This window comes from Candidatus Poribacteria bacterium (assembly GCA_028820845.1).
Classification (GTDB): Bacteria; Poribacteria; WGA-4E; order WGA-4E; family WGA-3G; genus WGA-3G.
This window is the reverse complement of sequence record JAPPII010000026.1, coordinates 108671-129752: the sequence shown is the minus strand read 5'-3', so window position 1 is coordinate 129752 and position 21082 is coordinate 108671. Positions and strand designations below refer to the sequence as shown.

The following is a 21082-nucleotide window of genomic DNA, read 5'->3' as shown; positions in this document are numbered from 1 at the left end:
ATTACGAAGCGGCTTTGAAGTCCTGGCTTTGAAGTCCATATTTCTGCATCCGATGCTGAAGTTTTCGACGCGAAATACCAAGCAATTTCGCGGCTTGAATCTGGGTGCCGTTACTTTTTGCTAATGCACTACAGATATATTCCTTGATAATATCATCAAGAGAGACCCCTTCCTCAGGAATATCAAACTCAAGATCAGTAGTTGGTAGTGAGGTGTCCAAAATCTCAGGTGGCAGCTCGTCCATGTCAATGACCTCATTTTCTGAGAGTACAAAGATGCGACGGAGATAATTTTCTAACTGCCGAATATTGCCGGGCCATTGATACCGCCTGAGGGCAGACATCGCTTGCGGCGTGACCTGTTTTGGGAGTGCCTCGGCGTACTCGCTGCTAAACTTTTGGATTAGAAAATTCACGAGTAACGGAATGTCCTCAGGGTGTTCTCGAAGGGGCGGCACATGGAGCGGAATAACATTGAGCCGGAAATAGAGGTCGTCCCGAAAAGCAGCGTCTCGGACAGCCTGAATGAGATCTTTATTCGTTGCAGCAATTACACAGACATCCACTTTGATATTCTGGGTCCCTCCGATGCGACGTATTTCTCGTTCCTCGAGTACTTGTAAGAGTTTGCTCTGCGTCTGAACAGGCAAATCGCCAATTTCATCAAGAAAAAGTATCCCGTCGTTTGCCACCTCAAAAAGCCCCTTCTTCTGTTGTGCTGCGTCCGTAAACGCCCCCTTTTCATGTCCAAAGAGTTCACTCTCAATGAGCGTCTCCGGGATAGCACCACAGTTAATCGCTATGAACGGCTTGTCTTTTCGGTTTCCGTATTTATGGAGTGCCCGGGCAATCAGACTTTTCCCGGAACCGGTTTCGCCAGTAATAAGCACTTGTGTCACGCCACGGTGAAGGATCCGTGCCATATTTTTGAAAAGTTCCCGCATCCGTTCACTTTCACCGATAATTTCATCAATCTGAATTTCAGGGACTGAAGTATCGCTTCCGTCCTCAGTGTCCCCAAGCGCACCACGGGTCTGCAAGGCGTGTTTCACTTCCCGTTTAAGCACATCTACCTGAATAGGTTTCTCAAGATAGTAGAACGCTCCCTCATGTGCAACGAGATTGACGGCATCGTTAAGTTCGGCGTAGGCTGTCATGATAAGGACGGGTAGGTCTGGGTCTGTCCGTTTTATTTCCCGAAGCAGATCACGTCCCTCAAACCGTGAGGACATCCACATATCGCTGATAACGAGATCAAACATCTGCTTGTCCAAACTTTCAAGCGCGGCTTTACTATCGCCAACGACATCAACGGTGTAACCCTCGCGTTTTAAGATACGCTGTAGAATTGTCAGTTGTGCCCGGTCATCGTCTACAAGTAGTATAGATGCCATCGTCCAGCCCTCCTCCTATGCACTCCTAATTTTTGGGAAAGTGATCCCGATCAAGCGCAAAACTAATTTTAAAAGCCGTTCCCATCCCCATCTTGCTTCGGACTTCAATCTTGCCTTTATGGGCGTTAATAATCTGGTGAGAGATTGCGAGCCCGAGACCGATGCCACCGGTAGCGTCTTTTGTTGTAAAATATGCGTCGTAAATCTGTTCCTGAACCTCTTCAGGAATGCCGATGCCTGTATCTCGAATTTCGAGGACGACCTGCTGGGACGTTTTATCTACCGTCTCCAACACGGTGGTCACATAAATACTGCCGCCCTTCGGCATTGCTTGGATGCTATTTTGCACAAGATTAAAGAGCGTCTGTCGCATTAGACCCGGATCTAATGAAATATCAGGCAAGGTTTCATCATAGCTTCTGATTACCTGAACTTTTGCTTCTTCAGCAATGAGTGTGAACTCAGATAACACACGATCCATGAGTGTATTGAGATTTACCGGTTCCACATTTAATTTTCTGGGACGGTTCAGGGTAAGAAACTGCTCTGAAGTATGCTTGAGTTCGGTTATTTTTTCATCTACAATATCCAAAAGTTCTTTTGCTTCTTCAATATCTTCAGATTTAACTTCGGATTGCGAAAAAACAGACTTCAGATGTTGCGCCGTCATACCAATTGAGTTGAGTGGATTCCGAATTTCGTGAGCCACACCAGCGGCGAATTGTCCCAAGGCAGCAATCCGCCTCGAATGGGAATCCCGTAGCTGCCAGAGCATCCTTGCGAGGTTATATGTTGCTCGCCCAATTTCATCTGACGAATAATCCTCTTGCGTTGATAAATCCCCGCGCTCCGCGCTCTGAATAATCCGCGTCATGCGTTCCAGCGGTCTCATAATGAGATGATTCGTTGTCAAATCAATCAGAATTACGAGCAGGGCACCGACAATAACAATCATTATGGCGTGCATCAGTAATGAATATCGAATCGACCTACCAATATAAGGAACATCAAAAAGCACTTGTATGTAGCCGGTTAATGATCTCTGAATCCATAAGTTCTCATCATCCCTCCATAAATTATAAAGCTCGCCTTTCTCCTGATCTGTAACTCGCCAGCGTCTGCCTTTCTCCTCAGGGACGACAGGTTCGTCTGGTACATAGATGTCTTCACCAAAGACTCTCCACCAAACATCATACCAAACATCATAGGGCAATGTTCCTGCATCAAGCATTGACTCGTAAGGGACACTACTCGGTTCCAACTCAATCGGCTTTGGCGGGGTCAAAACAACAGTGTATTTAATGACCATAGCCGTTGCGTTTTGTCCTTCAACAGTCCGTATCGTTGCCCCTTTCGACTCAATTTGCGCAAGATCCGCTGTATCCAGATTTATGTCAACGGCATCTTCACGGGTAATCAGACTCGAACGAACACGGGTATCATTTAAGGATATGTGGACATTTAGCACATCTCGCATATCTGGATGTTCCCGCTTCAGTCTATTGAGTATTCGATCCAATTGCTGTGCATCAAACCGCTTTGTTGTCTCAATTTCTCTGATAACAGCATCAAGAATTGTATTTTCAACGATTTTCTTCAGTTCCGCCCCGCGTTCTGCCCCTAAGGCGTGAAGCGCGTACATCTCATTGCGGACCCGGGCACTATCGAAAAAATAAAACGCCACGAGGATTGCTATTACACAGAGATTGATAACAAGTGAATATTTCCATTGGAGTCTCATTTTAACCCATCACTCGTTGCACCGCTTTTTTCCACTGCGCGAGTTTCAGATTGCGTTGGTCAGCGTTAATCTGTGGTGAAAAGACGCTAACTTTAAGGGCATTGCTTTCAAGGTTTGCTTGCTTAGATTGGTAGGTCTCCAGTTCTTCAATATTGTTCCATACACCCGTTGTAATCCCAGCGAGGTAGGCAGCCCCCAGTCCTGTGGATTCTATTTGCGCCGGTCGTTCTACGTCTATTCCGAGAATATCGGCTTGGAACTGCATGAGAAAGTTGTTCGCGGTCGCACCGCCATCTACGCGTAATCGGTTAATCGCCACGTCTGTCTCATCGAGCATCGCGGTAACGACATCCGCCGATTGATAAGCAATCGACTCTAAAGTGGCACGGACAATCTGCTCACGCGTACTGCCTCGCGTTAAGCCGAGAATAGCACCCCGCGCTTCCGGGTCCCAATACGGCGCGCCAAGCCCTGTAAAGGCAGGCACGACGAAAACACCGCCTGAATCGGGTATACGCCTTGCGATTTCCTCGGTTTCCTGCGCGCTATTGATAACCTCAATACCGTCTCGGAGCCATTGGACAGCAGCACCCGCAACAAAGACACTCCCTTCCAAGGCATAAACCGGATTCTCATCCAAACTACAAGCGAGCGTCGTCAACAGTCCTGTCTCCGTTTCAACTTTTTCATCCCCCGTATTCAGCATGAGAAAACACCCAGTGCCATAAGTGTTTTTCGCCATGCCGGGGTTTGTGCACAATTGACCGAAAAGTGCTGCCTGCTGGTCGCCAGCGATGCCGGCAATGGGAATGCCGTCTAAGGATACATTTTTACCGAAGGTTTCAAGCCAAAAATTGCGATAGAAACTCGCTGTGCCGAAATTACTGGCAGACGGACAGACTTCGGGCAACACGGACCTTGGAACGTTGAACATTTCCAAAAGCGTTTCGTCCCATGAAAGTGTGTTGATATTAAAAAGCAGCGTGCGCGATGCGTTTGTATAATCAGTTTTATGGACTGCTTTATCTGTTAGCTGCCACAGAAGCCAAGTGTCCACCGTCCCGAATGCGAGTTCACCCTGTTCCGCACGTTCTCGAGCACCGCTGACGTGATCCAGAATCCATGCTATTTTTGTGCCAGAAAAGTAGGCATCAAGTACAAGACCGGTTTTCGCTTTTATCTCTTCAGCAACCCCTCGCTTCTCAAGAGAAGCACACATATCAGCAGTGCGCCGACACTGCCATACAATCGCTGGATGGATCGGTTTTCCTGTTTGTTTGTCCCAAACGAGTGTGGTTTCGCGCTGGTTTGCAATCCCAATAGCAACAATGTTCAATGGACGGTCATCAAAAAGTGCGTCTATTGCTTGTAGTGTCGCGTCCCAAATTTCCTCTGGATCGTGTTCTACCCAACCCGGTTTGGGGTAGTATTGCGTGAATTCTTGATAGCCTCGTGCGATAATGTTGCCCTCTACATCAACAAGGAGGGCAGTCGTACCCGTTGTCCCCTGGTCGATTGCGAGAATGCAAGCGGTGTTTGACATGCTATGCGTCCAGCTCCTAAACTGTTTTTTTAACAATAATAACACGGCATGAGAAAAAGGGCAAGTCAAAAGCAAGGTAACAAGGGTAACATCCATAGATTTTCGTCAATTCCAGTTGACATCGAATCCATCATTGGGTATAATAGATAATACTATGTTTTTAATGGATTCGTAGGATGCCCAATACTTTACACTACATAGAACCACCCTTTTTGCCCAGAGTATCAGTAAAAAAACTACACATCCTCCCACCAACCAGAAACCTCAATTGGGAGATTGAAACAGCGAAAAGGCGAATTAGATAGATTTACTATCCAACCAACTTACAAGAGAGATTATTGTCGTGAACACAAACAGATTTTCAATAGTTCAGAGAGGAGTAAATGTTGTGAAAAAGGCTTTGCTTTGTGCGCTCATAGTGTTTTGCTTGGCTGTGCCTCACAGTTATTCGCAGATTCAGTGGGATGCTGAAAAGTTTATGCCGTTGTCCGAGGTGAAACCGGGCATGAAAGTGACAGGTTACACGGTATTTTTCGGAACAACGGTGGAAGAATTTGAATGTAAAGTTGTCAGTATCGAATACAACTTTTATCCGGGTTGGCACGTTGTTTGGGTTGAAGGGTTGAGTGATAACTTCAAGTACACCGGTGTCGCAGGCGGCATGAGCGGTAGCCCGATGTATATTGACGGACGCCTCATGGGTGCCCTTGCACTTGGGTACTTCAACCAGAGAGAACACTCTAATATTTTTGGCGTTACTGCCTTTGAATCAATGGTCAAAGTTGCAGAGCGCGGTATGAAACCCAACCTAAACTACGAAGGCACCCAACTTTTCAACCTCAGTTCAACAGCTGCCTCACAAGACTACGGTCTGGATATGGGACCTTCTCTTTTTGCTGATAGTAAAATTGCACAACCTCCATCGATTTTTGATGAAAGATTACGTAGCAATATTACCGATTCCCATTCCCAAGCGAGACCGAGACAGTTATCAATACCCATCACGCTTCCACCGCTCAACTCGGAAGCACTGCGGTTTGTCCAACCGCTCTTTGACGCGTTTAACTTTACACCTGTGCAAGCAGCAGGAACGGGAAGTCCGATTAAGGAATCACCCGTTGAGGCAGGACAGATCGTCGGAACGGAGATAGTCCGTGGAGATGTTTCGTTCTTTGGTTATGGGACGATCACCTATGTAGATGGAAACGAGTTACTCGCTTATGGGCACCCAAACTTCGGGGAAGGCAACGTCAATCTGCCCCTGTCGGGTGGATACGTGCACTTCATTTTTCCAAGCAGTTCACGCTCTTTCAAGGTGGCATCTCCAACGCAACCTATCGGCACCTTAGTGCAAGATCGAGAACCAGCCATCGCCGGGATTATCGGTAAACATCCAAGCTACATTCCTGTAAATGTCAACCTACAAACGACCGATGGAAAACTGCATGAGAAGTCTTATGAGGTGATTCGACATCGCAGTTTCTCCCCAATTTATACAGGAGTCGCCGCATCCTATATAGTAGACGCACTTGAATTTTATCGCAATGATCACACACTTAATCTGGACGCAACTATTACCTTGAAAGAAAGTCCTGAACTGAAGGCGCGTGAATTGGTTTATAAGAACACCTATTCTTCGAGTAGTTCACCAGGGGCTGGGGTCATGCTGACACTCATGTTGCCAATGTTACAACTCGGCAGTAACCCTTATACGAAAGTCCAAGTTGAGAACGTCACCCTTGATCTGAAGATAGGAGATAAACGACGCACGGCGCGGATTCAGAGCCTCCGAATGGATAAACTTCGCTACCGCCCTGGAGACACCGTTGCGGTAGAAATAACTTTGCAACCCTATCTCGAAGCACCGCTAACACAGACCGGGACGATCACAATTCCTAAGGACGCACCAGAAGGGCTTGTCACGCTCCTCGCCGGCAATGCGAACTTTCACGAGTCTTGGCAGCGTTCTCGCGCCCCGCTTAATTTCCGCCACAAAAATATCAACCAACTCATCAATCTGCTGCAACGCGGTGAACGGAACTCCGATATTATCATGGAGCTCTTTGTGCCAGAACCGGGACTCACGGTTCAAGGGGAAGAATTCGAGAACCTACCGCCTTCAGTTATGTCTGTGATGAACACCGCAAAGCAGGCTGGCGATAGCGGATACACTTCGGCGACAACCCTACAGATTGACAGGGTCGCCACAGATTACGTTATCTCTGGCAGCGGCATCATTCGATTGGTTGTTGACAGAAACGCTGAATAAAGCTAAATACATTATATACGAGAACTTAAATTTGGCGGCTTGCAACATCACTTTTCAAGTTTCGCCTAAATAACCCTACAGGAGGGTATTTTCAATGCGCCGTGTCATCTCCTTTTGGAGTCTTATTTTAACCGTTTTTATGCTCACAAATGTCGCACTCGCCGTCAAGACTTCGTTGTGGGAACAGCAAAATCACGCCGATTTTGAGGCAGGCAAACCTAAAGATCTTTCACTCACAAGTACTGGCGACGTTATGTTGTCTCCTAAAATTGAAGCCTTTACAAAACTGAAAGAGACTCAGGTGTGGGCACTTGTTGAGGATTTAGCAGGAAACCTCTATGTTGGCACTGGTAACGAAGGAAAAATCTATAAAATTAACGCCGATGGAGATACTGCTGAACTTTACTATAACTCACCCGAAGTTACAATTTACAGCCTTGCCATTGGACCCGACGATGTTCTCTATGCGGGTACAGGACCGGATGGGTTGATTTACAAAATCACTGACGCTACAACGCCGCCACAGACGATTCTCAATGAAGGTGATAAATACGTATGGTCGTTGCAATTTGACGATGCGGGCAATCTCTATGCTGCAACAGGCACGGATGGTAAAATCTATAAAATCACACCAGAAGGTGAATCCAGCGTCCTCTTTGATGCCGAAGAGAAAAACATTATGACGTTACTGGCAGCAGAAAACGGGTTTTACGCTGGAAGTAGCGAAAATGGCATCATCTATCATGTCATGAACGACGGCACAGCAAAAGTTATCTATCAAGCGGACGAAAAAGAGGTTCGCGCCCTCAAAATGGATAGCCAAGGGAATCTCTATGCCGCAGTCGTTACCTCGGCACCTGCCGAACCTTCAAGAGGTCGCCGAAGCGCAAATGGGCCACCCACACCGAGCGGTCCACCACCCCCTGGTGGTGGCGCACCTCAAGAAAATAAATCCAACATCTACAAAATTCGTCCAGACGGCACTATCTCGCCAATTTGGAATTCGCCGGAACCGCTCATCTTGGCGATTGTCCTTGAAAGCGACACCCAAATCCTCGTAGGGACCGGAGATGATGGGAAACTCTACCGCATCAACCCGATGACTGGAGATCACGTTGAAGTTGGAAAATGTTCAGCGAACCAAGTCATCGCGATACACCAAAAAGAGGTAGAAGGAAATACACGAACACTGCTTGCCACGGGAAACCCGGGGCGACTTTTTACGCTCACAACGACCTATGGCGAAGAAGGAACGCTTGAGTCAACAGTTCACGATGCCCAAAGCCTGTCGCGCTGGGGTAAACTCTCATGGGAAGCCGAAATATCAGAGGGAACGGCTATCTCCTTCTCAACCCGTACCGGTAATACCAAAAAGCCGGATGATACATGGAACGAGTGGTCAGATGAACTCACAACCGCAGAAGGTTCTCAAATTCCGAACACCGACGCACAGTACATCCAATGGCGCGCCAAGATTACCACCAGTGATACCGCGCAAACTCCCATCTTGAAGAAGGTAACGCTTGCCTCTGTGCAGACTAACGTCGAACCGAGGTTTACCAGCATTGAGATAGATGATGGCAGTGGCAGTGGTAACAGGGAACAAGGACGCCGCCCTTCCGGCGGATTAGCACCACCGAGCGCGCGAGGCGGCAGTAGTGGTGGATCCAGCGGTGGAAACAGTACCCCGTCTAAAAACTGGAAAATTAGTTGGAAAGTGGAAGACGCAAACGATGACACTTTGCAGTATACTGTCTACTACAAAGCAGTTACTGAAAGCAACTGGCGGCTTCTGAAAAAAGAACTGTCCAAGGCAGAACATGAATGGGATATCACCACTGTCGGAGATGGACGCTATACAGTGAAAGTTGTCGCAACTGACAAACTTAGCAACCCAGTTGGCTGGGCAAAATCTGTTAAAAAGGTTAGCACGCCGTTTGACATAGATAACACCCAACCTTCTATCGGGGAAATTCAGGTCACCGCGAACGGCAACGGCACTTACCAAGTTGCTTGTGATGTCACGGATATGAGCACCCCGATTGAAAAAGCGGTTTATAAGATTGACAACGATGAACACTGGAAAGCAATCTTCCCAGAGGATGGTATCTTTGACTCCAAGCAGGAGAAACTTCTATTGGAAACCGGTGAACTCTCTGAAGGGGCACATACGATCACCATTCAGGTAACAGATAGGGCACAAAACATGGCAGTGCGCCGCGGCAGTTTCTAACAGGTTTAAGTAAATCATAGGGCGGGTTTGAAACCCGTCCTATTTTTTTTCTTTCACGCTGTCACCGCTGCAATTGACGCATAAACGATGTCCAACAGCGCATCTAACGCTGAAATCGACATCTGCAGCGGCGGCATCAAGACAATCGTATTGACAAGCGGACGGAGTATTGCGCCACGAGTGAGAGCCTCTTTACAAACCCGGATACCTACCTTCTCCGCAAAGGGATAAGGTGTATTGGTATCTGGGTTTTTCATTAACGCTACACCTGCTGCAAGTCCGCACACACGTACATCACCGACATGCGTAAGTCTGTAAAATTCTTGGAGCCGATTGTTGAAGTGCTTAATAGTAGGTTGGAGTCGGGAAAGCAGGTCTTCGCGCTCGAAAATAGCGATATTTTCTAACGCGACAGCACATGCTAAGGGATTGCCAGTGAAGGTATGTCCGTGGAAAAAGGTTTTGAGGTCTCTATATTCGCCGAGGAAGGCGTTATAGATTTCATCCGTGGCTAACGTCGCAGCGAGAGGGAGGTAACCCGCTGCGAGCCCTTTTGCTGTGCATAAGAGGTCAGGTGTAACGGCTTCGTGTTCACATGCCCACATTTTACCTGTCCGCCCAAATCCGGTCATCACTTCATCAACGATGAGAAGTGTCTTCGACCGTTTCGCCAATACAGAGAGTTCTTTCAAAAACCCTCTCGGTGAGAGAAGCATACCACCCGCGCCCTGAATTAAGGGCTCCAAAATGATACCCGCAATTTGCCCGCTATGCTCAGTGAGGACATTTTCCACCGCATTGAGCCATTGCGTTTTAATCGCCGAGTCATTGGTATTGCCGGAACGATAGGTTTCAGGAGCAAATACACGGATCCCTTTGAAAAGGAGGGAATCAAAGGTCGTGTGAAAACTATCAATACCGCCGATACTCATAGCCCCTATCGTATCGCCGTGGTATGCTTTATCAAAATGAACAAACAGTTTCCGTTGCGGTTCACCCTTGTGCTGCCAGTACTGATACGCCATCTTTAAGGCAATTTCGACGGCGGTTGAACCGTTATCGGAATAAAATACCTTATTGAGTCCTACCGGCGTGAGTTCTACTAATTTTTTTGCGAGTTCAATCGCGGGAATGTTGCTATAACCGAGCAACGTGCTATGAGCAACCTTATCCACCTGTGTTTTGAGTGCAATGTTCAACTCAGGATGATTGTGTCCATGGACGTTCGTCCACATAGAAGCCACACCATCAATATACCGATTTCCATCAACATCAATGAGATAGCACCCTTCACCGCGCGCAATAATGACCGGTTCCTCTGTCAACCAATCCTGCATTTGTGTAAATGGGTGCCAGAGATAACGCTTATCCCAAGCGGCAAGCGTCTCTTTATCAACCATAGTCTCTAATCGGTTTCACTACCCCTTGAGCTTGGCGTAATGGATGGTCGGCTCAAGTCCGAGCGCGTCACAACTGCCATTTTTGGCAACAACAATCGTTAGTACTTTATCCCGATAAATCGCTTGAAAATCCTCCGGTTGTCCTGTGAGCGGTAGGATATTCGTGAAGCCGTTTGGGAACGAACTTGCGCGCCCTAATATGGGAGCGAATCTCGGATCATCCAACTGAGTCTGAACAGTTAAAACACTTTCAGGGGCAGGGGTTTCACCAGGCACATAAGGTGAACTGAGATTAATTTCATAAGTGTAGTCAGGCATGCGATCCGGCAGATTGTACGTCTCTTTACTAACGGAATTAGGTACCCATCTGGGAAACTCAATTTCAACTTCATAGTGGTTCGCTTTTTCTGTGATGCGATTCAACATACCGTAGCGTCTGTAGCGTTCTCGCACGTCATCGGAATAGACAGCACCACCGGTATCCACGGATCCAGGTACCGTTGTCCGCGCCTGTGTAGGTGTAACAACGAGAGCAGCGCGCAAACCCATCAGCACAGGTGTAGCCACCAATGAGAGGAACCAACCGTAGAACGCCGCGCCATAGCGGGGTTGCTCGACTGTTGAATTGAATTCGTCTTTAAACCGATAAACACCTTCCACGATTGCAATCACGATTCCCAAGAAGATCATCAAATTACCTTCACTGGTGAACAGGCTCGCACTTTCTCCTCTTACACCGATTAAGAAAAGGACAAGCGGATAGAGCGTTATATTGATGAGCGCATTGATACCGGTTGATACCGCTGAACTAAAGACGATCGCGTTCCCTGCCATCTCTTCAAGCCGTGTTTTAAAACCCGCTGAAAAGGCACCGAGCAGTGGCTGTAAAAGCATTACCAAGAGATTAAAAGGGGCACGAAGCCTTGACTCCGGAACCTCCGGCACTTGTGCGAATTCTTCGGGGATGCCCTGTTCCTTTCCTCTCCCAGTCGCTCCTGCTTCACCGTCTGCGGTGTCCGCAGTTTCGGGTTTAACAAATGTCTCGAAAAATTTACTGTTTATCTCAGTATACGGTTGCCACTCGGCTGGCACATCACTTTCCATGAAGATGGCATCAACAGGACATGCAGGTTCACACGCAGCGCAGTCAATACATTCATCCGGATTGATATAAAGCTGCGTTTCGCCATCTGTGGTATGTATACAATCAACCGGGCATACGTCAACACATGCAGTATCCATCACGTCAACGCACGGTTCACAAATTACGTAAGCCATTCTTCCCTCCTTTTTGTAGATATGTCGGTATTAAGTATATCACAATTCATTGTAGATGGCAAACAATTTGCTATCTTCACGAGTTGACAAACAAGGTGATCGTCCCTAAAATAAAAAAAGAACATATTCCACAAACGCAATAATCTTGTATAGAAAGATAAAAATTTAATAACAACCCTACGGAAAGCAAACAAAATGTTCAAAATAGCACCAGAAGATTTCATTGTTGAAGAACTTCCGCTTTATGACCCCTCGCGTGAAGGGACACACACCCTCTTCGCCATTCAAAAACGGAACATGAGTACATTAGAGGCAATCAACCGCATCGCGCGAGAGCTACACGTACCTTCGCGAGATTTCGGTTACGCTGGATTGAAAGATAAGAATGCGGTCACGACCCAGACATTATCTGTGGAAGGAGTCCCACCAGAACGGGTTTTGAAGATTGAGCAGCCTGCTATTGAAGTTTTATGGGCAGAACGGCACAGACATAAATTGAGAGTCGGACACCTGCGTGGCAATCGTTTTCAGATTACAGTCCGCGATTTAGCACAAGACCATCTCTCAGCAATTAAAACGGTCATGGAACGACTCGCGACTGGGGGTGCGCCAAATCGGTTCGGCGCGCAGAGATTTGGAAACAAAAACGATTCACATCTGATTGGCAAAGCACTCATAAAATCGGAATGGGAAACGGTTGTTCGTTACATGCTCACAGATGATACACCACAGGTTAACGGTGTCGCCCGACGCATGCGACGGGAATTAGCGAGGAAATCTGCCGAGAAAGCAGTAATATGCATTCCGCATCGACTTCGGAAACTATTTATGTCGGCGTATCAGGCGTATCTGTTCAACCGCCTACTGGAGAAACGCTCACCGCATTTAGGGAAACTCCTTGATGGCGATCTTGCGGTAAAACACGACAATGGCGCGTTCTTTCTCGTTACAGACGCAAACACTGAACAGCGGCGTGCGGACGCCCTTGAAATCAGTCCGTCAGGACCGATCTTCGGATATAAGATGCGCCTACCAGCTGACGATGTGTTAGCACTGGAGACCTCAATTCTTGTCGATGAAGGAATCCGTTTTGAAGCATTTCGCAAGGTCATGGGTATCCGGTTACCGGGTACACGCCGACCACTGCGGATGCAGATGCACTGCCATGAAGTTTCAAGCGTTGACAATACTGACATCCGTCTTAACTTTACACTCCCCGCAGGTGGTTATGCCACAGTGGTATTGGATGAAATACTCTCTGACTTAAAATCTTCAGGGTTTCAAGCCCACTCCGCATAGCAATTCCGCCTTAAAGACACCAAAAATAGCGAGAATCAGACAAAACTTGTTTTTTTCTTGACATATCGTGCCAAAATAGAGTAAAATTAGAATAACTTTTTTCTTGTGATGTTTATTTTTTTTCAGATGTTTATTGCGCGTTAATTCTCCACAGCGTGCCATTTTCCTTAATTTTTTTTCGATATTTTGAAACGCAATTGGGTACATCTACGTTATATCATTTAGCCTGCTATAAGGTCTTTAATAGGTAAAGGAGCAGATAATAATGGCGCGCCAAACAACTAACGACTTATCTGCTGTCGAAGATACCTATCTCGCGACGCAAGCGAAAGCGGGTAATGATGCTGCGTTTAGGCAATTGTTCGACAAGCACTATAAGTGGGTGTATAATAAAGCCCACCGGATGCTTGGGAACTACCAAGATGCGGAAGAGGTAGCCTCAGATGTGTTTATCAAGGTCTGGCAAAAACTGGGCAAATGGAACACAGAGCAGGGCAGTTTTCAAGCATGGCTAAATACGGTGGCCCGAAATACGATTATTGATGCGATACGGAAACGAGATCGGATCCGAGAACGTCCGCTCAGCGGTTTACCCGATGAGGATGAACAGCCCCTGAGTCAATACGAGGACCCGCGTCCGGGACCCGACCAAGAATTTGAAGCCGCGGAAGCACAAAGAATCTTGGAGGGTGCCCTTGAACAGGTAACGAAACCCAACCATCGTATTGCATGGATGCTGCGACACTTGGAAGGTTATAGTATTGCAGAAATCGCCCGCATTCTGAACCGGAAAGACGGCACTGTGAAAATCTGGATTTTTCGGTGTACAGAAGAATTGCGGAAAATTTTGATTGCTAAAGGTATCCAATGGATATATTAAATTGGAGGATTAACTGTTATGCGCTTTTGGAGGAAATCGCGGAGGTTTGATATCTCAGCAGATGAATTAAAAAAAGCAGAGATGTTGGAAGCCTACACGCGTTGGCTAAAAAACGAAAGGCTATCACGTAAACAGAAACGGCTTCTGAAGGAATTCAACAGTTCACCGGCGTTCCGACCATTGAAACAGTTGGTCGACTTTGCACACTATCGCTTTGAAGAGCGAGAAAATATTATGCCGCGACCTGGATCAGAAGAACGGGTGAGAGCCCGCGTGATGGCGGAAATTCGAGGGGACGCACCAGAAACCGTTTCTGCTGACGGACTGGAGCCGCAACTCGGCTATAGTCCGCACGGTATGGGTAGTGAGACCACTGAAATTATGCAGATTCACGCGTCTCTACCGAACACCGACACAATAGAGCAATGGGACACTGAGCAGCCGACCGCACCTTCAGAGGAATTGAAACGTTACGACACAATCCAAACGCTTTCCCGTTTACACATCCGATTTGAACAGAAAGATGAAGATGTGTACGTCACAGATTTAGGAAGTTCCGAGACAACTTATGTTGACGATGAACGCGTTGAGACACAGACGCGTGTTCAACCTGGGGCTACGCTAAAATGTGGAAAAGTCAGTTTTAAAGTCGTCAACATCAAATAAACAAATTAATATTCAGAGTCGCGTAGGAGAAGGATTGTGCTGTGCATTGGGGACGCACACTTCAATGCACTTCCATTCCTTATAGAGGCAGTGTACTTAAATCAGACCAGTTCGCTGGCATTATTGCATTTTCAGCAAGCTACGCTCAGCTACGGACAAGCGTGCTACGTTGAAGCCATCCAACACTACCTCGCTGGCTTGAAATTAGGAGCAGCACAGCACCACTACATCTATGCAGACCTTGCGAAAGCATACGAGATGGTCGGTCAGTGGGATAAGGCGTTGGCATGCCTTGACATCGCGCTGCGATTATGCCCGGATTCACCGACAACTCTTCGCCGGAAAGCACGTATCCTTGATGAGAAAGCGTGTTATGACACACTGATTTGTGCGGATGACTTTCGGGAACCACCGCCCCAAGAATTTCTCGAACGCTTGCAAGAGGACCCTACAACATCCCCTCAATGGGTCGTAAATTCTGAATTTTTCGATCTCACCTGTCATTCACCAATGAAACCCCAGACGGTGTGGAATATCTACCGTCTCATCCATCAAACCCGGGCAGAAATCGGCGAGATGTTGGGGGGCTACCCCATCGCCCAAGTCCCCATCTCAATTACAAACACAAACGGTATGACAGTGTCAGAACGTTCTCTCCCGAAATGGGCGAGCGGGTATTATGACGGCGGCATTCACTTGGCATACTGTGCGGCTGGTGAACCTGTACTGAGTATCCTATATGCGCTCCTCCGACACGAGTGGGTCCATCTGTTAGTGCATCACTTGACGCAAGGACACTGCCCGATGTGGCTTAACGAAGGACTTGCACAAAACCTCGCACGTCCAATGTTCCAATCTGAACGATTTGCATTAGAACACGCGACCGAGAAAAAGGGGCTTCTCTCTTTCTCTACCTTAAGCGAATCGTTTAGCGAACTGCCTACGAAATCCCGGAAATTAGCCTATATCCAATCCGCAGCGATAGCTGATTTTCTCATTCAGCAATTCGGTTTCCCAAAAATTCGCGAACTCCTCTATGAACTCAGGAACGGCATTCAGACAAAAGACGCAGTCGAAAAGGTGTTTGAGCGAACTCTGGCAGAAATACCGTTAGCAGGTGCGTGCTGAGGAATAACTTCCAAACTTCCCATACCACAACATACAAACGATGACGAAATTAGATATAGGTATCCTTATTCTTGTCGCATTAGCCGGATTGAGTTGTTACCGTGCAGGTTTTACTCGAAGTGTTTGGGGGATATTCGCCCTCGGGACAGGTTTCGCGACTGCCTGTCAATTTTGGCCCTCCCTCGCAAGATTCATTCAAAAATTCATAGAAAATCCGACCTTCGCGAAATGGGGGAGCATTGTTGCTCTGATTATCATTACCTCTATTATAGTTGACACGCTCTTTGAACGCATCCAGCGAATTATTGAGAAGGGAGTTTTGGGTTGGTTAAACCGTCTGCTCGGTCTCTGCTTCGGTATTGCTTCAGGCGGACTTTTAATCGCCTTCGCGCTCATTCTTCTCAATACCTATGCGGGTGACGGTTTCAAAAAGGAAATTGCGAACTCTCGTTTTGCTCCACAACTCCTTGATGTTGGTAATCGCGTTTGGGCAGTTAGTAAACAGCATGTACAAAAACAGCTCGATTCCAAATGAAAATTTTCCTTTCCGTTTCCGCTTTAATTTTCCTATGCGTCCTGCCAATGCGTGCCTCAGCATCGGCGTTCGACTTTGCAGATTCGCTTTTCCAAGAAGGCGACTACCTAAACGCCGCACATGAGTATAAACGGATCCTCTTTCTACACCCCGATACCACACATATCGACTTTATAGCCTTCCGTGTTGCCGCATCATATCAGAATGCTGGACAATTGGAGAAGGCAATTCGCGCCTATCAGTTTCTGATTGACACCTACCCGGACAGTCCACTTGTTGAACGTTCCACAAACAACATTGCTCAATGCCATATCCTCTTAGGTGATAAAGAACGTGGGATTGCTTCACTCGAAAATTTTCTTGCCAAACACAAGAGCAGCGATTTAGCACCGCTCGCGCACTTTACAATCGGAATGCTCCATATAGATAGAAAAGAATGGGCAGCGGCAAGTGGGATATGGAACGATGTCTTTTTAACCTATCCAGAAAGTCGTTTTGCTGAAGTAAGTGCAAAGTTAGCAGGTATCGTAGAAAACGTTGATGTTCTGCCCCGTCGTTCTCCGACAGTTGCGGGTGTACTCTCAGCGTTGGTGCCGGGAAGTGGACAGGTTTACAGTGGGAGGCGTGTAGATGGGTTCTATACCTTTATGAGTGTGGCAGTGTTAGGCAGCGCGAGCGTCTATTATGCCAGAAAAGAACGCTATGAAGTCGCTATCCCCGTAGCAGCCCTCGGTTTACTCCTTTACGGAAATAACATCTATCAGGGTATCCAAGCAGCAGAGACATTCAATCTGCAGCACGAAGAACGTTTTCGGAATCAAATCCAACAGGAAATCAGAGACTCGGGATTATTTGGGGCAATATCAATGCCAAAAGACAACGTTAAACTCACAGTGTGGCACGCCAGGTTCTGACATGTCAACAGCGTCTTGTTTACTCTCACTCATAGTCTTCACAATTAGTGGAGCCTCTTACGCGGAAAGTCAGCAGTATCGTTATGCAGAGCAGCTTTTTGAATCAGGCGATTATCAAGCGGCAAGACGTGCGTATAAACGGTTCCTGTTTGATCAGCCAGACACTCAACTCAGAGACGTAGCGGACTATCGGATTGCCGAGAGTTATTACCATCAAAACCTTCCTGAACTCGCTGAACGCCGCTTTCGAGAATTTTCAGCCACTCACCCGAATTCGCCGCTGCGGTTTCGGAGTCAGTTGATGCTTGGGCAGCTCCATTTCGATGCAGAGAAATACGCACTCGCACGAACAATGCTCTTTGAACTCCTGAACAGAAGTAAAGATGTAGAAGTCATAGCAGCAGCACACTATTTGCGGGGGTGGTGCTACGTTCACACGTCCGATTGGAACAAGGCAATCACGGAATTTCGCCGCGCGGACGCGTCTGAGAACAATCGCCCTGAAAGAAAAAAAGCGCGTCAATTAGCAGACACCGTTCTCAATGAAACACCACTATCCCTGAAATCACCCGAAATGGCAGGATGGCTCTCTACAATTATTCCCGGAAGTGGTCAGTTGTATGTAGGGAGCGTCAAAGAGGGAATCTTCGCAGCGGCAGTGACAGGCACATTCATCTATCTCGCGGCAGATGCCGTTCGTGAACGGCGATATGTCGATTGTGCAGGTATCTCTTTGGTTGGATGGCACTTCTACTGGGGCAACCGAACCGACGCTCGGCGACTTGCCTCCGAATATAACGAACAACGCGAACAGGAATTCATTGAAATCTTAAAACGTCAGGCTGACGGAGTTTTGCCGTAACCTCATCAAACAGCATCTGCTCAGACCGTTTACCACACCGCTTGTTTGAGGAATTCCAGTGCCATCAAGGTATGTCCCTCGGCATTCGGATGAACGCCGTCTTGGGTTGTCCAGAGCGCGCCGGGACGGGCAGCAACAGCAAGATCAAAAGCAGCATTCGTGGGGATCAACCGCGCCCCAAATTCCTCAGCAAGCCTGTGAATGCTCTCGTTGTAAGCATCTACAGCCAACGGACGTGGCATGTCAACATCTTCTTCAATATAGAAAATTTCAAATAGAAAGAGCGAGGCATTTAATTCGTTTTTTGCGCGTGTGAGAATCCGACGGTAGCAAGCCTCCCAAATAGGCAGATAGTCTTCCGTAGAAATACCCTCTCCATGCTGCCGACTGGCGTTGTTGATACCGATTTTCACCGAAAGCCAATCAGGTTCCTCCGCAATCACATCAGCATCCCATCGACGCTCTAAACCTTCAACAATATCACCACCAATGCCTTTATTGACATAAGTGATGAGACGTTCCGGGTATTTCGCGGTGATGAGTTCCGTTACTTTGCGGACATAGCCGTGTCCCAGCGGTGCGTGTGCGTCTCGTCGACCACAATCTGTAATACTATCCCCAATAAAAAGTACTTTATCTCCAGATTGGAATAACAAATTATTCACAAAGTGTCTCCTTATGTGCTATACTAAATTAGCAATCAGCAATCAGCAATCAGTAACAAGAGGCTGCTGTTATAACGAAAACCTCTTTACTGAAAGCCGAAAGCGAAGTGACCTGACTGCTGACCGCTATCTATAATCTATCACATCTTGGGTAGTATGCCAAATGAAAAATATCGGTGTTCTTCACGTTATCACAGATACGACGCTGCAATCGCGGTTCACACACGTTGAACTAGCGGAATTAGCAATTCAAGGCGGTGCCGATACAGTACAATTTCGGCAAAAACAGGGAACGACCCGTGAATTGGTAGCAACAGCACAAGCGATGCAGAAGGTATGCGAGACGCACAAAGTCCCGTTGATTGTCAATGATAGAGCAGATATCGCGCTGGCTATCGGTGCAGCAGGTGCACATTTTGGACAAGACGATATGCATGTCTCTATCGGGAGACGGATTTTACCCACGAAAGCCATCATCGGGGCATCTGCCCGAACCGAAGAGAAGATTCTCGAAGCGATTACGGAAGGTGCTGATTACATCGGGTTCGGTCCTATCTACGGCACGACTTCAAAACCGGACGCGGAGACGGCTAAGGGATTAGAACGCCTCCGTCGGATGTGCGACATCGCGGCATGTCCAGTTATCGCCATTGGTGGCATCGGGGTCGAAACCGCCGGTGATGTCATTCGGACGGGGGCACACGGTATTGCTGTGATCTCCGCTGTTTGCGCGCATCCTGAACCCGATGTCGCAACACAGGCACTACTGAACGAAATTCAGGGAGCAAAATAAGTCGAAACACACGGAAATATCCATGAATGATGCAGAAAAAGTTGAACACACCTTTAAACAGTTCAGGGAACTCGATGAGACTTACAAGCCAGATCTGGATAAAATAGACGAGGCGTTTGTTCAGAAACTGTGGAATGAGCAGCGTTTCTTTGACACCAACATGCAGGCGATTGATAGACGTACGATCCGTGTGCTAAAACCGGGCATCTGGAACCATAACGAAGGACCTGATTTTATGCACGCCGAGATTGAAATTGACGGCAAACTCCAAATCGGCGATGTTGAAATCCATGTCCAATCTTCGGAGTGGTATGACCATAAGCATCACCTTAATTCCAGATACAATCGCGTTATCCTCCATGCTGTGTATTTTGACGATGACATCAACCTGCGGACGCGGCTTCAGAATGGCAAACGCATCCCAACCTTAGAATTCCTGAAATGGGTTAATGCGGACATCGGTGACCTATATAACAATGCTCAAGAGGCGGCTTCAGAAGATGGCATCTGCCGAGTTACGGGGAAACCGCTGAACATGGAGGTGCTGAAAGGCGTTTTTGAATCGTTAGGACGTGAACGCTTCTTAGAAAAAGTAGAATCAATGCGTCTGCTAAGAACGCGGCTTGAATTTGAACAACTCCTCTACGAAGGTATTATGGAAGCACTGGGGTATGCCCGCAATAACAAGGCGATGCGTGAGTTAGCGCAGCACGTTCCTTTCACAGATCTCGATGAGAAATCCGAGTTAGAGATTCAGGCTACTCTCTTCGGAGTCGCTGGACTTTTGCCATCACAACGGGAGAAACCGTTACCAATTGAGGTAACAAGTGACCCAAGCATTGTGGCATTAGAAAAATCGTGGTATGCTTCAGAATATGCTGAACTTCCGCAACGCATGACGGATGCACGTTGGAGTTTCACAAGTAGACCTGTTAATCACCCTGTCCGGCGTATCGCCGCGGTGGGTCAGTTAATTCACCGCTGCCAAGGTAGCCTCATGATGTATTTTCTACCCACGTGTGAAAAAACCATCCATCTGGAAGGCCCGCGGTCCCTGCAAAAGATCGGAAAAGAACTCCGTACGCTGTTAACACTTGAACCGACGGGCTACTGGGAAACACATTTTAGTTTCGGAATAAACAACCCTCGGAAAGAAGCCTTGATTGGAAATGCGAGAGCGGTAGATATTATTGTCAACAAGATACTACCGGTTATTTATATTTGGGCAGTTGAAGCAGAAAGTCAGAAACTCCAAGACGCAATATTAAGACTCTATAGTGCCTCTCCGAAGTCAACCGGAAATAAGATTATCAGTCAAATTAATGAACAGATTTTCACGGAAACGCAGCAGCTGCGTCACTTAAAACCGACAGCAAAAATTGAGCAAGGGGTTATTCGTCTTTACAAGAACTACTGTGCTGATTGGCTCTGCGACCTCTGCCCTATTTTGGAACACGGTGCGGTTCTATCGGAGGACAGTTAG

16 protein-coding genes and 1 pseudogene are annotated in these 21082 nt (G+C 47.3%); 11 read left to right on the top strand and 6 right to left on the bottom strand.

Annotated elements, in window-relative coordinates; genetic code table 11:
• Window position 1: 1 nt before the first annotated feature.
• Genes OXN25_07015 through glpK form a run of 3 tightly spaced genes read right to left on the bottom strand, consistent with a single transcriptional unit; the run spans window position 2 to window position 4677 of the window.
• Window positions 2-1393, bottom strand: coding sequence for a sigma-54 dependent transcriptional regulator (locus OXN25_07015; GenBank protein ID MDE0424599.1), 1392 nt, complete (start codon window positions 1391-1393; stop codon window positions 2-4).
• Window positions 1394-1418: 25 nt separating this feature from the next.
• Window positions 1419-3134 carry an ATP-binding protein gene (locus OXN25_07010; protein ID MDE0424598.1) on the bottom strand — a complete coding sequence of 572 codons (1716 nt, stop codon included), beginning with the start codon at window positions 3132-3134 and terminating at the stop codon, window positions 1419-1421.
• Window position 3135: 1 nt separating this feature from the next.
• On the bottom strand, window positions 3136-4677 hold the full coding sequence (gene glpK, locus OXN25_07005; GenBank protein MDE0424597.1) for a glycerol kinase GlpK: 1542 nt from the start codon (window positions 4675-4677) through the stop codon (window positions 3136-3138).
• Between the two features lie 388 nt (window positions 4678-5065).
• Here glpK and OXN25_07000 point away from each other — a divergent pair, with 388 nt between their 5' ends.
• Entirely contained in the window at window positions 5066-6946 is a 1881-nt protein-coding gene (locus OXN25_07000; protein ID MDE0424596.1) for a hypothetical protein, read from the top strand.
• A gap of 94 nt (window positions 6947-7040) precedes the next feature.
• Window positions 7041-9179 (top strand): hypothetical protein, encoded by a 2139-nt coding sequence (locus tag OXN25_06995; GenBank protein MDE0424595.1) that lies wholly within the window; start codon window positions 7041-7043, stop codon window positions 9177-9179.
• Window positions 9180-9232: 53 nt separating this feature from the next.
• Here OXN25_06995 and bioA read toward each other — a convergent pair whose 3' ends face one another.
• Window positions 9233-10579 carry an adenosylmethionine--8-amino-7-oxononanoate transaminase gene (bioA, locus tag OXN25_06990; protein ID MDE0424594.1) on the bottom strand — a complete coding sequence of 449 codons (1347 nt, stop codon included), beginning with the start codon at window positions 10577-10579 and terminating at the stop codon, window positions 9233-9235.
• Window positions 10580-11620: 1041 nt separating this feature from the next.
• Window positions 11621-11857, bottom strand: a pseudogene (locus OXN25_06985) (ferredoxin family protein).
• A 168-nt stretch (window positions 11858-12025) separates the two neighbouring features.
• Between OXN25_06985 and truD the strand changes: the two are divergent.
• The 7 genes from truD (at window position 12026) to OXN25_06950 (ending at window position 18141) form a co-directional block, all read left to right on the top strand.
• Complete coding sequence (truD, locus tag OXN25_06980; GenBank protein MDE0424593.1) at window positions 12026-13156, top strand: tRNA pseudouridine(13) synthase TruD; 1131 nt, start codon at window positions 12026-12028, stop codon at window positions 13154-13156.
• A 265-nt stretch (window positions 13157-13421) separates the two neighbouring features.
• Window positions 13422-14036, top strand: a complete 615-nt coding sequence (locus OXN25_06975; protein MDE0424592.1) for an RNA polymerase sigma factor — start codon at window positions 13422-13424, stop codon at window positions 14034-14036.
• An 18-nt stretch (window positions 14037-14054) separates the two neighbouring features.
• Complete coding sequence (locus OXN25_06970; protein MDE0424591.1) at window positions 14055-14702, top strand: FHA domain-containing protein; 648 nt, start codon at window positions 14055-14057, stop codon at window positions 14700-14702.
• A gap of 36 nt (window positions 14703-14738) precedes the next feature.
• Window positions 14739-15830, top strand: coding sequence for a tetratricopeptide repeat protein (locus tag OXN25_06965; protein MDE0424590.1), 1092 nt, complete (start codon window positions 14739-14741; stop codon window positions 15828-15830).
• Window positions 15831-15870: 40 nt separating this feature from the next.
• On the top strand, window positions 15871-16365 hold the full coding sequence (locus OXN25_06960; GenBank protein ID MDE0424589.1) for a CvpA family protein: 495 nt from the start codon (window positions 15871-15873) through the stop codon (window positions 16363-16365).
• Window positions 16362-17279, top strand: coding sequence for a tetratricopeptide repeat protein (locus OXN25_06955; GenBank protein ID MDE0424588.1), 918 nt, complete (start codon window positions 16362-16364; stop codon window positions 17277-17279). The genes OXN25_06960 and OXN25_06955 overlap by 4 nt, the downstream gene beginning before the upstream one ends.
• A 1-nt stretch (window position 17280) precedes the next feature.
• Window positions 17281-18141, top strand: a complete 861-nt coding sequence (locus OXN25_06950) for a tetratricopeptide repeat protein (GenBank protein ID MDE0424587.1) — start codon at window positions 17281-17283, stop codon at window positions 18139-18141.
• Window positions 18142-18170: 29 nt separating this feature from the next.
• Here OXN25_06950 and OXN25_06945 read toward each other — a convergent pair whose 3' ends face one another.
• Window positions 18171-18806, bottom strand: coding sequence for an SGNH/GDSL hydrolase family protein (locus tag OXN25_06945; GenBank protein ID MDE0424586.1), 636 nt, complete (start codon window positions 18804-18806; stop codon window positions 18171-18173).
• A 163-nt stretch (window positions 18807-18969) separates the two neighbouring features.
• Between OXN25_06945 and thiE the strand changes: the two genes are divergently transcribed.
• Together thiE and OXN25_06935 are read left to right on the top strand one after the other, a co-directional pair.
• On the top strand, window positions 18970-19599 hold the full coding sequence (gene thiE, locus OXN25_06940; protein ID MDE0424585.1) for a thiamine phosphate synthase: 630 nt from the start codon (window positions 18970-18972) through the stop codon (window positions 19597-19599).
• Window positions 19600-19621: 22 nt separating this feature from the next.
• Complete coding sequence (locus OXN25_06935) at window positions 19622-21082, top strand: DUF2851 family protein (GenBank protein MDE0424584.1); 1461 nt, start codon at window positions 19622-19624, stop codon at window positions 21080-21082.